Below are 15896 nucleotides of genomic sequence, written 5' to 3' on the forward strand. Positions count from 1 at the left end.
TGGTTATCTCCTTCCGTATTTACGAATGAGAACATAGATGCCTCCCAGAATAGCAACAATGACAAGCACGCCGATCCAGCCCCACAGCATGGAGCCTTTGACGGCAACGCGGAATTGGGCGTCGGAACTTGCTTCAGCCGCGGCGGCCTTCAGGCTGGTGACATAATCACCCGCAATGGCTTTGTCGCTTGAAGTCAGTTTGGCCTCAACCGTTGTGGATTTGCCTGCGGGCAGATTTTCGATCGTTTTCGGGTTGAAGCTTACTTCCCAGTCCACCGGCGTATCGGAGCTAAGATTAATATCCGAGAGAGATGCGGTCCCCGTATTCTTGACCAGCAGCTCAATGGTTTTGCTGCCGCCCGCATTGACGTTTGTACTGAGCAAACCGCTTGGTGTTGTAAGCTCCAGCCCATAAGATCCCGTAATGACGGCCTCCAGCGCAAGCTCGGAGGATGTCGATGAATTGGAGGCACGGATCGGAATGGAGAAGGAGCCTTCCGTCACTTCGGCAGGCGGTTTGATATCGACGGTGATAGATTGGCTTGCACCCGCTTCGATTTCGACGGAGGATACCTGCTTGCCGCCTGAGGTGAATGTAACGTCCCAACCGGCCTGAGCATCGGCCTGAAGGGCATAGTTTTGTTTATTGGCGGTTCGGTTTTGCAGATTCACCGTGTAGGTAAACGTGGAATCGGCATGCCCCTCCAGATTGGCTTGATCGGTTGTGAGCTCTGTTTGATAGGTTCCTTTTTCCGTGATATCCACGGTTAAAGGCAGACTGGCCATGGATCCCGCCGTTACTTGAAACCGATAGGAGCCTTTATCTACTTTAAGCGGTACGGTAACCTCCAAGGACACCGATTCCGATTCGCCCGGCTTCACGGACACTTCTTTCAGCTGCCAGCCTCCGCCGTTAAGCTTGGTGCTCCAGCCGCTCGGCAGGCTGTTGATTTGGAGCGGGACCGTAATGACGCCGCTCGTATTGTTTTTGACTTCAAGGGGATAATTGATGACTTCCCCCGGTGGAACGGAAATCGAGGTGTAAGGCGTGTACAAGGTGATTTCCCCGGCGGCGAACGCGGTATTTCCTCCACTTAACAAGTAAGTACCCAGGATGAACAAGAGCAGCAGGTTCAGCTGCTTGGCTCTCTTTCTAAGCAATTTCATGACACTACCCCTCCTAATTTATTGATTCATAATGAGTACGTTGGAAGCACCGGGTTTGGATTTATCGGAAAGATTAAAATTACCTAAAAAATTCATTAAAGGAAGCTGAAAAGTGACCCAATTTATTCAAAAGACAAGGAGCGTTTGCTAAAATATTGATCGAAAATGGCCGTGCGCAGGCAGGCCATCATGATGTGTGAGAGGAGAACAGGTAAGGAGGAGTTCGGGGATGAACGATCATTCTGCGATGTGGCTGGAGGAGATTGCAGAAGGTTCGGCCACAGCGTTCCGGCGCTTCTATGATACCCATGCCCGCCTGGTTTACCGGCTGGCTTTGCAGATGACCAAGGATCCGGCCGAGGCGGAGGAACTATGCCAGGATATCTTCATGGAAGTGCTGCATAAGGCGGATCAGTATGATCCCGCACGTGGCAGCGTTGAGGCTTGGCTGGCCGTGAGAACACGGTGCAGGGCGATGGATCGGCTGCGCAAACGGCAGCGTATGGCTGAAGCCGAATGGATGGAAGAGGCTCTGCCGGAAACGGTATGGAGCGAAGGTCAGGAATCGGTAGAGTTGGCCGCCTTGCGCCGGGTGGAGCTGGAGCAGGTAAAGGAGGCGCTTCAGGGGATTCCGCCCCTTCAGAGGATGGCGGTTTACGGGAGTTATGTCGAGCAGCGCTCCCACCGGGAAATGGCGGAATTGTTAAACCGGCCTGTCGGAACCGTCAAATCTTTAATCCGGTACGGCATCCACAATGTCAGGCGGCGGCTGGATGCGATGAGCGGGAAGGAAGGGGGGAGCTCGCAGCATGAAACATTCAAGGCAAGACCATGAGTTTCTCGCTCAAGACAACGTTGACTGCTCGTTATACCCCGAGGAAAAGCTTGTTGATTACGTTATGAAGCGATTGCCGTACGCGGAGAGCATGAATATCGAGCGACATCTTAAAGAATGTGAGATATGTTCCGGCACAGCGGCGGAATGGGCGAAGCTAATGGGGGCTGTAGATCTCGTCATGCCTTCTTATCCTGTCGATGAACATGAGTCACAGCTGGATCGAGGCTGTGATCATGGAGAACCACTCGTCAGATCGACACAGCCGGCAGGCGCGGGAATGGCCTTTGGTGAGTCAACGAATAAGAATAAATTCTCTGATGATCCTATGCCTCAAAGCCGGGTGCGCAGCAGGCTCATGCGTGCGGCTTATATACGGTCAATCCAAGGCCGACTCCGAATCAAAAAGCACGTTGTCCTGCAGGCGTTGTCGGGAGCGCTGCTCATTCTGTTGATTGCGGGTTTATTCATCATGAAGGGAAACGAGGGGCAGACTCATGCGGCCTTCGAACATGCGGTGAGCCAGCGCATTGCCGATATGCAAAGCGAGGATACCGAGCGGTATGTCATACAGCCGATTGAACCTTTCTACGGCAGCGGCTCAGTATGGTTGAAACGCGGCTCGGGAGAAATGCTGATCGTTGTCAATGGCCTGCATTCCTTGGAGGAGAAAGACTATCAGGTGTGGCTTCAGGATGAGGATCGGCTGTCGAGCGCGGGTTTTATGCTAGTACAGGGCCCGCAGGGAAAGAGCTATTATTACGGTTACGGAGCAGAGAAAGCGAAGCGGATTGTCGTCAGCATGGAGCCCAAAGGGGGAAGCCGGAGACCGACAGGGCCCGAAGCCGTCCTGGTGAATATGGGGCCTTGATACCCAGATATACAGGTGAAATGCGTGATCCGATCCAGCGGAACACCTTGTCTAAAAACAGGGAGTAAATGGAAGGCGGTGAATACGGGATGTGGCGCGCGGATGCTTTGCTGGAATCCATGTATAACGAAGCAATGGGACGAACGAAAGACAGGCAGGTTTCCATGAGTGCTGAAGAGCGCAAGGGGCATTTGAAGCAGACGCTTCGGCAATTGATCGGCGAATTCGAAGCCAATGAAGGGCACAAACCTGTACTGCTTGAGCAGGAGCGGTGTGACGGATATATTCGGGAGAGGGTAGAGCTATCCGCCATACCGGGCGTGTCCTTTGCGGCATATGTATTAATTCCGGAAGGGGATCAGATGAAGCCGATGCCGGCAGCCGTCGCCGTTCATGGTCATGGCTATGGAAGCAGGGAAATTGTCGGGCTGAGGCAGGACGGATCAAGCGATCCCGATACATCTGGTATACATCGGCATTTTGCTGTCCAGTTGGTACGACGAGGCATGGTGGTGATCGCTCCGGATGTTGCCGGTTTCGGTGAGCGGCGCCTTGATGCGGATCTCGCGCGGAATCCGGATGCCCCGAACTCCTGCCACCGGCTGTCCACCGGGCTCATGATGCATGGCAAGACACTCGCCGGTCTCCGCGTAGCCGAGACGCTAAAGGCATTGGAGTATGTGGCCGAGCGTCCTGAGGTTCAGGCTGACCAAATCGGCATCATGGGTTTTTCGGGAGGCGGGCTAATCTCGTTTTTGAGCGCGGCGCTGGATGAACGAATACGGGCTGCCGTGCTTGCCGGGTACCCTAATACTTTTAAGGACAGCATTATGGCGATGCAGCACTGTGTATGCAATTACATCCCCGGCATCCTGAACCACGCCGAGCTTCCGGAATGGTTGGGACTGATCTGTCCCAGGCCATTGTTTCTGGAGTCTGGAACCCATGATCGGATATTTCCTGCTGCCGGCTTTGAAGCAGCAGCTCATGAGCTCAGGGAAATATATCGGCGCACCGGTGCGGAGGAGAGGCTGCGAACCGATCTGTTCCCCGGAGCACACGAAATTAGCGGCCGGTATTCGTACGACTGGTTGTTTGAACGGCTAAGCAGCCCGGACTTGTGAAGGCTGTCTATCCTACCTAGCCCCTGCTTATCAGTACTACGTGTGACAGGCCTTGCGCGTATGGACCGCAAGATATTATGGGTGCAGCTAAAATAAAGAAAAAAGTGACTCCCAAATCATCAGGAGTCACTTTTTTTATATGTTAGCATGGTTGCGGCTTTAGCGTATTTTGTTTACTTCAAGCCAGCCAGCCAATCTTGGAGCAGGAACTCAGCATCGGTATTCAATGCTGTCTTGGCTTGATCACTGACGTTACGCCCCATCGCCTCCTTATTCAGGTGCTTGGTGAAATTCAGCATATGCTTGACGGCCTGATCCCGTCTTCCCTTATCCAGATGATGCTGTACCTGGTTAAGTGCGTTGGTCAGCTGAGGAATGATCGCTCCGCGTACATCCCCTGAATCCGCGAATCGGGCGATTAATTGCTTCATGGAATGCACGCTCGTGATGACTTGGAACTGGATTGTTTTCTGAAGCTTGTTACCGGACCGATCTTCAGTCGTAACGGTTGCCGTTATGTCGCCCAAATTCCCTGCCAGATCGATGTCGATGGCATTCTTGGTCAATGGATCCAGCGTATAGGCTTTGCCGTTGATGGTTATTTCGGCAAATCGAATGGCGGAAGTGTCCATGATTTTGAAGCTGAGGACCATATAATCCTCCAAAGCATCGCCATCTTCCAAGCTCTTTCCATGGGCGGTCAGAGAGAAGGAAGGAGAATCGGTAACCTCGATGGTGACTCCCTGCGAAACATTCCCGGACCGATCAACGGATCGGATGAAGAGCGAGTAATCCTTGCCCGCCTCGATTCCCTGTATCACCGCTGTTTGAATTCCCCGATTCACCTCGATGACGTCGCCGACCTGCTGTCCATCGCTCCGCAGCGTAATTTGCACTTTTTGAGCATCGATATCATAGGGACCATCCCAAGTCAGCGTGATGCTGCCCTCGCCGCGCTTCGCCTGAACATTCTCTACCTCCCCGGGAGCAATATGGTCCTCTTCTGGTATAGGAGGAGGTGGAGTCTCTGTAAATACGGCCGGATCGCCAAATGTGAATTTATCAAAATTATATAACCAGTCTCCGCCTTTAAAAGACAGGAATACAATATGTTTTCCCGTTACAGGGGCAGTAACATCCGTCGAGAAAACTTTGAAATTCTGCCAACCTCCGGTCCCTGAGACGGTGGCTGTTGCAATGACCGGACCGCCCAGACTGTCCAGTCTGACCTCGACCGTCCCGCCAGCCGTGGCGCTGGCTGCGTTGACATGGAATTGCGTAGGGCTTTCGCTGCCAAAATCGATATAGTTGTACATGGCATAAGGGTTATTCGGACCAAACATTCCGGCCAGGTAAGTTTCCCCGCCGCCGGTTTCTCTGCCGAAGCCTACCCCGTTCGTATAGTTTTCAGCTTCCAGCTTGCCGGAAGCATCCCTTGCTTTTCCTTTCATGGTGGTAAAGGTGAACCACTCCAGATTGAGAGGATAGTCGCTGCCGTTTGCTCCCTTGAAAACCAGGTATACGTCATGAACGCCTACAGCCAAGCTGTCATCGATATTCGCCATGATATCGACCCAGTTATCCCAGCTTCCCAGCGCTGGAATCTGAACGACACCTGCGGTAGGTCCATCCAGACTGTCCAATTTAACCTCGATCGTTCCGCCTTGATTGCCGCTCGCCACATGAACAGTGATACCAGCCGCGCCGGATCCAAAATCAATTCCTTCATAAGAGGCATAGGCATTGTGATGGATTCCGTCCAAATACCCGAATTCGGCATGCTTGCTAAGTCCTTCGCTGCTGTCATAATTTCCGGCCTTCAGTTTGGCATAGGCGTCAGTTTCCGTCGGATCCGTGGTCGTAAATTGAATCCAGTTTAAATTGAATAGATAATCGTCATTCGTCTTGGTGAAGACAAGATACAGATCATGGACGCCAGTAATGGTGCTTGGCGCTCCTTGGTCATCCTTAAGGAGGGTGACGGCATCGATATAACGATTCCAGTCGCCCGTTCCCTCTACGTTCAACGTCCCGACTTTGGGGCCGTCCTTGGAATCAAGCCGGATCTCGATGTTACCTCCGCCCGTTCCGCTGGACGCTCTGGCAATGAAGCCGATCGCGCCTTCTGATCCGAAATCCACATTTTTGTAAGCGGCATATGAGCCATGCTGGATTCCGCCTAATTGCAGCGAGCCTTCGAACGCACCTTCCAGAACGAATCCGGTCCCGATATTGTAGCGTTCCGCTTCGATTTTCTCGAAGGGGTTTTTAACGGCGTAACGAAGCTCCGCTTCCATTGGCTTGATCACGTTTAAAGCTTGAACGGCAGCGGCTGAGGACCAGGATTCATAGGTTCCGGACAGCAGTTGTCCCGCCCAGTTCCCATCCACGATATGATCCGAATTGCGGTGGCTCCAGGCCATCTCGACATTGAATGCAAGCCATTCGTCGAATTCAGCGCTGAATTCCGGGTATTGGCCGGTTTCATCCAGCGTCTTTTGCAGATGGGCCAGATTTCGCATCAGGATCGTTTTGCCGCCTTTCAGATCTCCGTTAGGTCCTTCGTAATTCAACACCCCGTTTGAATCCACCAGATGGTTTTTGGTGAATTTAGCGGCCTTGACCGCGTCATCGAGGTAAACGGCATTTCCGGTCGCTTTATATAATCCGACGGCCGACCCGATGTATGTACCCTGATTGTAGTGGGTAGCATCCGGAACCGCGCCATGCTCGATTTCGATCCGGTCGAACACTTTTCCGTTTCCGTCCGTCAGCATCGTTTTGCCCCATCTGAATATTTTGGTTGCCGCGTTCAGATAATGTTCATCTTTCGTAATATCATAAAGATAAAGTGCAGCTTGCGCCGCCGGGAAATTAATGCATGCATTTTTGGTATTATGCTCGCTGTTCAGCCACCAAATGCCGCCGCTTGCGAACTCTTCATCCCACTGCGTATCGTACACAAAATCAAAATGATCTCTCGCGGCCTCCAAATATCTTGGGTTCCCGGTGATTTGATAGGCTCTGGCGCTTCCCATCGCCCACCACATAATATCGTCATTGAACGGATTATTCGTCCAATCTTGTCCGTACTTCGCAACGGTGCCGTCATAAACATCGTCGATCTGCGTTTTAAGCTCGGCTTTCAAGGCGGGATCGGATGTATGCTGATACGCATCCATGACCAATTCCCACAGCTCTGCTTCCACCCAGAAGTCCTGATGCTTTTCGCGTTTGGAGTCCTTCCAGAACATCTTGGCGTTTGGATCCCAGAATGTATCGTTAAATGCTCTCATCGCTGTATCCCCATCCGATGCGGTATAGGCGTAGGCCTTGGACGATCCGATGCCGGGCATGGAGCCGAGCATGAGCGCGATAGCCAGAGGCACCGCCAGAAATTTGAATAGTTGACCTGATCTGAGTGACATGAATGTTCCTCCTTTATTTTCAAATCGAAGCCGATCCATTCCATTCATGATCGGCTTCATGAGTTTAGCGATCCCGGTTACTACCTACTTGCCGGTCGTAATCACTTTATTGATTTTTTCGGCCATCACATCCAGTTCGGTGATCGGGGCTTTGCCCATCAGAATGTTTTTCCATGATGCTTCGATGAACGGGTACGCTTTGCCTGCCCATGTCGACAGGAAACGAACCGGCTGCGTATTCTGGGATTTCAGGATATGATCAAGGCCTTCGCCCACTTCAGGATGTCCGGCCGTTTTCAGCGCTTCGTAATAAGCAGCGGAAGAGGCTTGATAGGCTGCAGGAGCCACCGGCGTTGAAGGGAGGACTTCCTCGTACATTTTGGAATCCAGGTACTTGAGCACTTTCCAGACCGCTTCCGGATTTTTGAGCGTTGCCGGACTGGACCAGCCTACGGCGTCATAAATCTCGGTCTGGCTGTTTACGACCGGCATGGGAGCGTAGCCCCATTCCAATTCTTTCGGAGCCGTGCGGATCAAGTCATCGGCTACCCACTGCCCCTGCAGGGTCATCGGGACTTTACCTTGTTTGAATGAACTCATGGCATTGGTTAAGTCAAAGGTCGGGGGATTCATATGGCCATTTGCAATGGCTGACTTATATTTCTCGACGCCTTCCCTGAACGGGTCGCTGATTTCCACCTTCGTTGGATTGATGATGGCATCAGCGAAGGGAGCACCGCCGGCGGAAACCGAATAGAGAGAGACGTGGAAAGGGTCAAGGGGGGCGTAATAACCGAATTGCTGCACACCGCCCTGATTGCTCGAAAGTTTCTCCATCGCCGTGAAGAATTCATCGTAGGTCCAGCCGATTTTCGGTTCCGGAAGGCCTGCATCCTGGAATGATTTTTTATTGTAAAAAATGCCGTAGGTGTTCAAGAGGCCTGGCAATCCGACCAGTTTGCCTTCATAGTACCAGCTGTCTACCACGCCGTCGTAAAAGCCTTCCATGAACGCTTTGTCCTGTGCTGCAAGCTCCGTCCAGTCATAGAGAAGTCCTTTGCCGGCATTATCGAGCAGCATGTCGTTACCGGTCATGAAGATGTCAGGCGCTTTCTTCGCCGTGATCATTCCGTTAATCTTGACACCGTAATTGTCCAATGGAGTAGGGATGAGTTTCACTTTGATGTCGGGGTTTTCCTCTTCGAATTTTTTCATGGATGCCATGATTTTTTCGTTCATGGCCGCCGACTCCCAGGTAATCATCGTGACTTCGACGGGTTTCTTGGACCCGGTGTTATCTTCCCCGGATGGCGTGTTTCCGGGGCTCGCCGGACTTGAGCTTCCGCCGCTGTTGCCGCCGCAAGCGGCTAGCAGACTTGAAAATAACAGTAAAGCGATGATTCCACTGGCCCACTTTCTAACACCCTGTCTCATTGAAAGACCTCCCCAATGGTAAATTTAATGAACTGAACATCACCTGTTTTTTACTTCAGTCAATCCCGGTCGGCATCACCTCCCAAATGGTCGGAAGCTTTACTTTAAACCCGCGGAATTCATGGAGCCGAGCCCCTGCATAAAAAACTTCTGGCCAAAGAAGAAGAGCAGCAGCATCGGCAGGATATAAATTAAATCCGCGGCCATGAACAGATTCCAGGCTGTCGCATAGGTGCCCGTATAGGTGGCCATCGCCAGCGACAACGTCCACTTGCTTGGATCGATAATATAGAGCAGAGGTTCCAAATATTGATTCCATGCCCCTTGGAATGCAAAGATCACCATGGTCATGATGACCGGCATGGACATCGGCACCAATACCTTGAGCAGCACATAAAGGTCCGATGCTCCGTCGATTTTGGCAGCCTCGTCAAATGAAACGGAGATCGTTTTGATATACTGGACAAACAGGAACGAGAACGTGGCGTTTCCAAAAAAGGCGGGCACGATAATCGGCAGCCAGGAATCGTACCATCCAATGCTGGTGTACAGGTTAAACATAGGGATCATGCCTACAAATCCGGGAAGCATAAGGCTCCCTACAAATAGCGAGAACCACAGTTTACGTCCTGGGAACTTGAGCCGTGCGAGCCCGTAGCCCACCAGTACCGAGCTTATAATCTGTCCGATTGTGCAGGTAATCGCGATAAACAGGGAGTTGCCAAACGTTTGCCAAAAGTTGATTTCTTTTGTTCCGGTTACAAAATTGGACCAATGAAATTCCCGCGGAAACCATTCGGGCGGAATTTTGAACACGTCATTGTTGCTCTTCAGCGCAATGGTAACCATCCAGAAGAGGGGGAACAGCATCGCAATGGCGCCGATCGCCAATAAGATAAAACGAATGGCGTCTATCCAGTTCAACCGTACTCTTCGCTTTACGCGTATGTCCGCTGTATTCAAATTTCCTCGTTGTTTGGGCCGTACTTCCGCTTGCATCATTTCTTACCCCCTTATTTATTGCTTTCGTAATAAACGAACCGGTTGGAGTACCGATAAGAAATCACGGTAAAAATCATGATGATGACAAACAGTACCCACACCTCCGCGATGGCATAACCAAACATTCTTCCATTGAAGGCGTCGGTATAGATTTTGTAATTCAGCAGGGAGGTGGAAAAGTTCGGGCCGCCTCCGGTCAGCACCTGAACCTGGTTAAACGCCTGGAATGCGCCGATGATGCCGAGTATAAGCTGCAGGAACAGGATCGGGGTGATCATGGGCAGCGTAATGTTTAGCGACATCCGCCACCTGGAGGCGCCGTCGACTTCCGCCGCTTCATACATTTCCTGGGGAACCGACTGCAGACCGCTCAGAAAAATGATGACACTGGATCCGACCTGCCATAAACCGATTAACACGATGGATGGAAGCGCTGTCGTTTCGCTGGTCAACCAAGTGCCCGGCGGCAGTCCGAACTCTCTTAGCAGCGAATTCGCCAGACCGTATTGCGGCTCATAAATAAATTGCCACAACGTGAGCGTGGCGATGGAGGGAACGACGACGGGAAGATAAAAGATCGTGCGGAACCATTTGATGCCGGTCAAGTTTTTGTTCAGCATCATGGCCAATAACAAACCTAGGATTAGCGATAAAGGAACACTTAGGATCACGAAGTAAAACGTTGCCCGGATCGAAGGCCAAAAAGCAGGATCCTCGGTGAAGAGGTATCTAAAGTTCTCAAAGCCGACAAAACGTGGGGAATCGTACCCGCTCCATTCTGTCAAAGCGTAATACATGGACGACAACAGGGGATAGGCGACAAAAACGCTGAAGCCGATAATGGACGGTAAAATGAACAGATATCCGATGACCCAGCCGCGAAGCTTCCTATTGGTTCCCATGGTGATCTCGATGACCTCCTCCAATATCATTCGCTTTGACTCGAATGCCGCAGTAATCCATGATCAGCTCGCAAAACATCATGTTAGCCCAGGAAAACCATGGGCGGGTATAACGTGCAGGGTCGTCGACCAGAAATCCTTCATGCATCATGCCGGTGCCTGCATCGGTATCCGCCATCAGCCGAAGCAGCCGAAATTTCTCTTCCCGATCGGTAGTCGTCAAGCCTTGAATCGCCAGCGCAATCGGCCAGATATAACGATCAGGCGTATGGGGGCTTCCAACGCCCGCAGCGGCAGTGCCCTGATAATAGTACGGATTGGCGCGGCTCAGCACGAACCTGCGGGTATTTTGATAGACCGGGTCATCAGCGCTTGTATAGCCCAAATACGGAATGGACAAAAGGCTGGGAACGTTGGCATCATCCATCAGCAGATGGTTTCCCATCCCGTCCGTTTCATAGGCATAAATTTTTCCATATTCGGGGTGATCAACCACGCCGTATGACGCAATGCCATGACGGATCTCATCGGCTAGTTTCTCCGCCTCCGCTTCCAATTCGGAATCGCGCAGGACTTCACGGCAAATCTCCGCCAGATAACCAAGCACAACGACGGCGAACATATTGGACGGTATGAGGTATCCGTAGGCGCAGGCGTCGTCGCTTGGGCGGAATCCGGACCAGGTCATTCCCGTGTAAGCCACCTCAGCCCCTTTTCCGCCGCGAGGCAGCGTGTCGCTTGGAGGACAATCGAAGCGTTCGAAGTAATACGGCGATTTCGATTCATGATGCTGCTCGGTTCGCCAGATGTCCAGAATGACCCTGGCGGCTGCATGGAACGTTTGATCCAGATGCGAGGTCCTGCCGGTTTCTTTCCATAACAGGTAAGCAAGCTGGAGGGGATAGCATAACGAATCGATCTCATATTTGCGCTCCCATAGCCATGGATTCATGGCGGTGCGGTCGTGCTGGTGGCCTTGACCGGAAGGCGAATCATTGAATGCATTGGCGTATGGATCAAGCAGGATGAATTCTGTTTGCCTGCGTACAAGCCCCTCGATCAAATCGGCCAGCTTCTCGTCTTGGCCCGCCGGAACGAGGAAGGGGCGGATTTGCGCAGCCGAATCCCTCAGCCACATGGCCGGAATATCGCCGGTAATGACAAAGGTGGTACCATCGGGCTGTTGTTGAATGGTTGAACTTAGGGTATTGTCCAGCATGTTTCTAAACATATGTCCGAGCTTCGGATAAGCTGAGGTACCTTCGATGATCGTGCGGTTCAAATCATGTAATACAGAAAAATAGTCCAACGTATACATGGTAAGCTCTGCTCCCTTCCATTCTTCAGGGTTGTTAATCATTTTGTAGGTCGTTATATAAAACGCTTACATTCAATATAATTACATACCAATTTAATGTCAATATATTATTTTAATTAAAATTATGGCTGTTATATTATATGGATGCAATGAATATCTTGCCGGTCATGCTGCCGGTTCTTAATTGTATATTTGCCAGAAGTCAACTTTCCTCGTTTTGATGTGGACATGCCGGATATTGAATGATTGATTTGAGATAAAAGCATGAATTTAAATTAGAAACATCCCGTGGCGGCAAAAGCAATTCATGGGTCGTTATGGCCTGATACATAACATGATATATTAGTATGTATTGAAGGGGGTGACTCTTTGTCGCTGTTGTTCGCTGCTTGGTTGAGGAATCGGCAAACGTTTTTGCGAATCACTTTCCCGCGTACAGGCACTTCTGGGCCGTTGCCTACATACAATGAGAAGACCGAGAGACCGAGCGCGATAAGGGCCGGTTGCATTGTAACTTCGCAGGAGGTGTCCCAAAGTGCCTGGATTGTTTACCGCAATTGCTTTGTTCATAAAAGAGTTGACCCTGCTCGTTTCGTACGTGAAAAACAACGCGTTTCCCCAGCCTCTGACCGAGGAAGAGGAAGCTAAACATCTGCAGCGAATGGCCGAAGGCGATCCTCAGTCGCGGAATAAACTGATTGAGCATAATCTTCGGCTGGTCGCACACATCGTCAAAAAGTTTGATAACACCGGCGAGGATTTGGAAGATTTGATTTCCATCGGGACGATAGGACTCATCAAGGCGATTGAAAGCTTCAGGCCGAATAAAGGCACGAAGCTGGCGACATTTGCTGCCCGTTGCATAGAAAATGAAATACTGATGCATTTGCGTTCACTCAAGAAAACCCGCAAGGACGTATCCCTCCATGATCCGATCGGAACGGACAAAGAGGGGAACGAGATTACACTGATCGATATCCTCGGGACAGAAGCGGATGATATCGTGGACGCCGTGCAGTTAAAGATTGAGAAGAGTAAGATCTATCGGAACCTCGATATATTGGACGACCGGGAGAAGGAAGTCGTTATTGGTCGTTTTGGGCTGGAAGCGGGTGGAGAAGAACGGACGCAGCGGGAGATCGCCAAGGAACTCGGCATATCGCGCAGCTATGTGTCACGGATTGAGAAGCGGGCATTGATGAAGCTGTATCATGAGTTTTACAAGCAGAAACGGTAGGAAGAAGCGGCGTGTTGAAATATTTTCAAGAACGGTTAAGCCATGATGGCTCGTTGCATCTATCTAAAGCTTGGCTCTTCACGAGTTGTGCAGAGGATAGGTGCATCTTGTTGAGGCGTTATGGACAAGCGGTTTTCTTCCGCGGTGAGCATCATTTCAAACCTGCCCCAATCATTATCGCCGTTTTATGGACAGCGCCGGAGCATTTACATATGCGATAATTTACTTACAATGAAAATAAATCCTACAGATGATAAAGGGGGAATGCAAATGGGCTTAAGTCGGTTTAATTCCAAACTGTTGTACAAATACGTCGTTACGTATGTGGTCATATTGCTGCTTCCGGTCATGATGGTCGGTTTTTTTGTATACCAGTATTTCATTCAGCTGCTGGAAGACGAAGTAACCCGGGGCAATTTAAATCTGCTCTCCCAGGTGAAGGAGAATGTGGACGTCAAGATGACCGAGCTTCACAACATCGCCTTCCATATCTCGGGCAACACCCGCCTAACCCCTTACCAGGTGACGAAAAATCCGTTTACCGAACTTGACACCATCTCCCAGCTGCGAAATTATGTCAGCGCCAACACCTTCATCTCCAATTTCCTGTTATATTTCCATGGACATCATAAAGTATATTCCCCATACAGCACTTACGACGCAGCCGAATTCACGGACAAAATCTATACATTCGAAAACTGGGAGCCGGAGCAATTCTATCGGGACATTAACGAAGCAGTCGTTCCCCATGTACGGAAATCCGAAGATGTACGAACAGCGGTTGGTGGCCGTGAACGCTATATTACCTACGTGATGCCGATCGGCCCGAATCCATCCGATTCGTTTGGTACGGTTATATACTTGATCAATGAAAACCGGTTTAAGGAATTAATTAAAAAGAAGTTTGAGGATGCATGGAGCAACACGCTCATTTTGGACGAGAAGGGGGATCTGATCACCTCTTCCCAGAGCATGGATCCCGGCAAAGCCGAAATCCTGCTGGAACGTTTGCAAGCAAACAGCGAGGGTCAAGGCACGCTGAATTTTGAAGAGCGTGAATATTTCGTGTTTCAGGATGAATCCGCCAAGTTCGGCTGGACCTATATCGCGCTGGTGGACAAGGATACGGTCATGCTAAAGGTGGAGCAGGCCAAAAGCAGGACATTTTACGGGTTGCTGCTGCTTGTGCTGGTCGGAAGCATTCTTATTTTCTTTGCCACCCATATGAACTATAAGCCGATCCGGATGCTGAAGCGGCTTGCCGACAGTAAAGTGAACATTCCCCCGGGGAGTAGGCTTGGCGAGATTGAATCGATTCGATCAGCGCTGGATGTGATGTCGGAGAACAACGATGAATTGAACCGGAAAATTGAAAGAAGCCGTCCAGCGCTCAAGTATTATCTGATCCTGAACCTGCTTAAAGGCGAATACAAAAGCAAAGATGATCTGCGCGGAAAAGGAGAGCTGGCAGGGCTCCGATTAGAGAGCGTGTTTTATACCGTCATGGTGCTTCTTTTTCCGAAAAATCACGGACACCTGTCGGTTGCAGGACTGCCGGACGGATGGTGTGAAGCTCTCCCTCAGGGAACGGAGGTTTTCGGTATCGAGGGGCTCGAAGCCGAGCAGCTCGTATTGGTAATGGGAACAGACGAAGCTGTTGAAACGATGGAGATGCTGCTGAAGATTACCCATGAGACCCTTAGCCGTTCACTCGGCATGGACGTTACCATCGGGGTCGGTAACTCTTACGTAAAGCTGGAGGAGCTGGGCAAATCTTATATCGAAGCCTGCGGAGCGCTAAATTACAGACTGATTAAGGGGAAGGGAAGCCTGATTTTTTTCCGCGAAGCCGTTTCTGAAGCCGAGACGAACCGGAACGGTTATTCGAAGAGCCAATGGAACCGCCTGAAGCAGTTCATCTACCAAAGCGACACCAGCGGCATTGATGCGTTTCTTCGTCAACTGATCGATCGGATTCGTAAAGAGCAGCTTCCGTTATTTATGGTCAAGTGCATTTGTTTTGATCTGATCAACGTGATCCTGGCTATTCTGGAGGACATGGAACTTGATGAAGAGGCGCTGGCTGAGAGGTATCCGGATGTGGTGAAACTGACGGAATTTGAAACCGTGGATGACCTGATCGAATTGGTAAAGGACATCTCCGCGGATATCCGCCGAATTATAAGCGAACGAAAGGAGAGCGGAAATAGGGAACCAGTGGAGAAAATGAAGCAGTATATCGGGGATAATTTTGGATCTACGCAATTCTCGGTGCAAACTCTGGCGGATGAGCTGGGGATGTCCGCCTCGTATTTGAGCCGCTATTTCAAGGAACAGACAGGCTTCACCATCTCTCATTATGTGAACCGGCTGCGCATGGAAAAGGCGAAGGAGCTGTTAACGCATGGGGAAGGGAATCTGCAGGAACTGGTAGACCAAATTGGATACGGAAGCGTCTCCGGATTTATTAGAAAATTCAAGGAGCAGGAAGGCATGACGCCAGGCGATTACCGTACTATGAAGCATAAATAATTGTAAACGTTTGCATATGCAGGTCATATTTGATCAATGCCGTTCG

At 50.7% G+C, this 15896-nt stretch carries 11 protein-coding genes; 5 read left to right on the forward strand and 6 right to left on the reverse strand.

Going from position 1 to position 15896, the window contains the following annotated elements; translation table 11 throughout:
- Nucleotides 1-3 precede the first annotated feature (3 nt).
- Nucleotides 4-1167, reverse strand: coding sequence for a COG1470 family protein (locus BJP58_RS28695; RefSeq protein WP_194541579.1), 1164 nt, complete (start codon nt 1165-1167; stop codon nt 4-6).
- Nucleotides 1168-1396: 229 nt separating this feature from the next.
- On the opposite strand from BJP58_RS28695, the gene BJP58_RS28700 reads away from it, so the two are divergent.
- The 3 genes from BJP58_RS28700 to BJP58_RS28710 all read left to right on the forward strand — a co-directional run bounded on the left by BJP58_RS28700 (nt 1397) and on the right by BJP58_RS28710 (nt 3997).
- Entirely contained in the window at nt 1397-2002 is a 606-nt protein-coding gene (locus BJP58_RS28700; protein WP_194541580.1) for an RNA polymerase sigma factor, read from the forward strand.
- Nucleotides 1977-2873, forward strand: coding sequence for an anti-sigma factor (locus BJP58_RS28705; protein WP_194541581.1), 897 nt, complete (start codon nt 1977-1979; stop codon nt 2871-2873). The genes BJP58_RS28700 and BJP58_RS28705 overlap by 26 nt, the downstream gene beginning before the upstream one ends.
- Before the next feature lie 89 nt (nt 2874-2962).
- Nucleotides 2963-3997, forward strand: coding sequence for a dienelactone hydrolase family protein (locus tag BJP58_RS28710; RefSeq protein ID WP_194545099.1), 1035 nt, complete (start codon nt 2963-2965; stop codon nt 3995-3997).
- Nucleotides 3998-4170: 173 nt separating this feature from the next.
- Here the strand turns inward: BJP58_RS28710 and BJP58_RS28715 are convergent, their stop codons facing one another.
- The 5 genes from BJP58_RS28715 to BJP58_RS28735 form a co-directional block, all read right to left on the reverse strand.
- A complete protein-coding gene (locus BJP58_RS28715; protein WP_194541582.1) occupies nt 4171-7425 on the reverse strand; it encodes a carbohydrate-binding protein in 3255 nt (1084 codons plus the stop codon).
- Between the two features lie 84 nt (nt 7426-7509).
- Nucleotides 7510-8859 (reverse strand): ABC transporter substrate-binding protein, encoded by a 1350-nt coding sequence (locus BJP58_RS28720; protein WP_194541583.1) that lies wholly within the window; start codon nt 8857-8859, stop codon nt 7510-7512.
- 99 nt (nt 8860-8958) lie between these two features.
- Nucleotides 8959-9861 carry a carbohydrate ABC transporter permease gene (locus tag BJP58_RS28725; RefSeq protein WP_233354795.1) on the reverse strand — a complete coding sequence of 301 codons (903 nt, stop codon included), beginning with the start codon at nt 9859-9861 and terminating at the stop codon, nt 8959-8961.
- 11 nt (nt 9862-9872) lie between these two features.
- Entirely contained in the window at nt 9873-10763 is an 891-nt protein-coding gene (locus BJP58_RS28730; protein ID WP_194541584.1) for a carbohydrate ABC transporter permease, read from the reverse strand.
- Nucleotides 10750-12081 (reverse strand): glycoside hydrolase family 125 protein, encoded by a 1332-nt coding sequence (locus BJP58_RS28735; RefSeq protein ID WP_194545101.1) that lies wholly within the window; start codon nt 12079-12081, stop codon nt 10750-10752. The genes BJP58_RS28730 and BJP58_RS28735 overlap by 14 nt, the downstream gene beginning before the upstream one ends.
- Nucleotides 12082-12616: 535 nt before the next feature.
- On the opposite strand from BJP58_RS28735, the gene sigK reads away from it, so the two are divergent.
- Together sigK and BJP58_RS28745 are read left to right on the forward strand one after the other, a co-directional pair.
- Entirely contained in the window at nt 12617-13318 is a 702-nt protein-coding gene (gene sigK / locus BJP58_RS28740) for an RNA polymerase sporulation sigma factor SigK (protein WP_006208952.1), read from the forward strand.
- Between the two features lie 270 nt (nt 13319-13588).
- Complete coding sequence (locus BJP58_RS28745; RefSeq protein WP_194541585.1) at nt 13589-15850, forward strand: helix-turn-helix domain-containing protein; 2262 nt, start codon at nt 13589-13591, stop codon at nt 15848-15850.
- Nucleotides 15851-15896: the final 46 nt, after the last annotated feature.

Source organism: Paenibacillus sp. JZ16, assembly GCF_015326965.1.
Taxonomy (GTDB): domain Bacteria; phylum Bacillota; class Bacilli; order Paenibacillales; family Paenibacillaceae; genus Paenibacillus_AQ.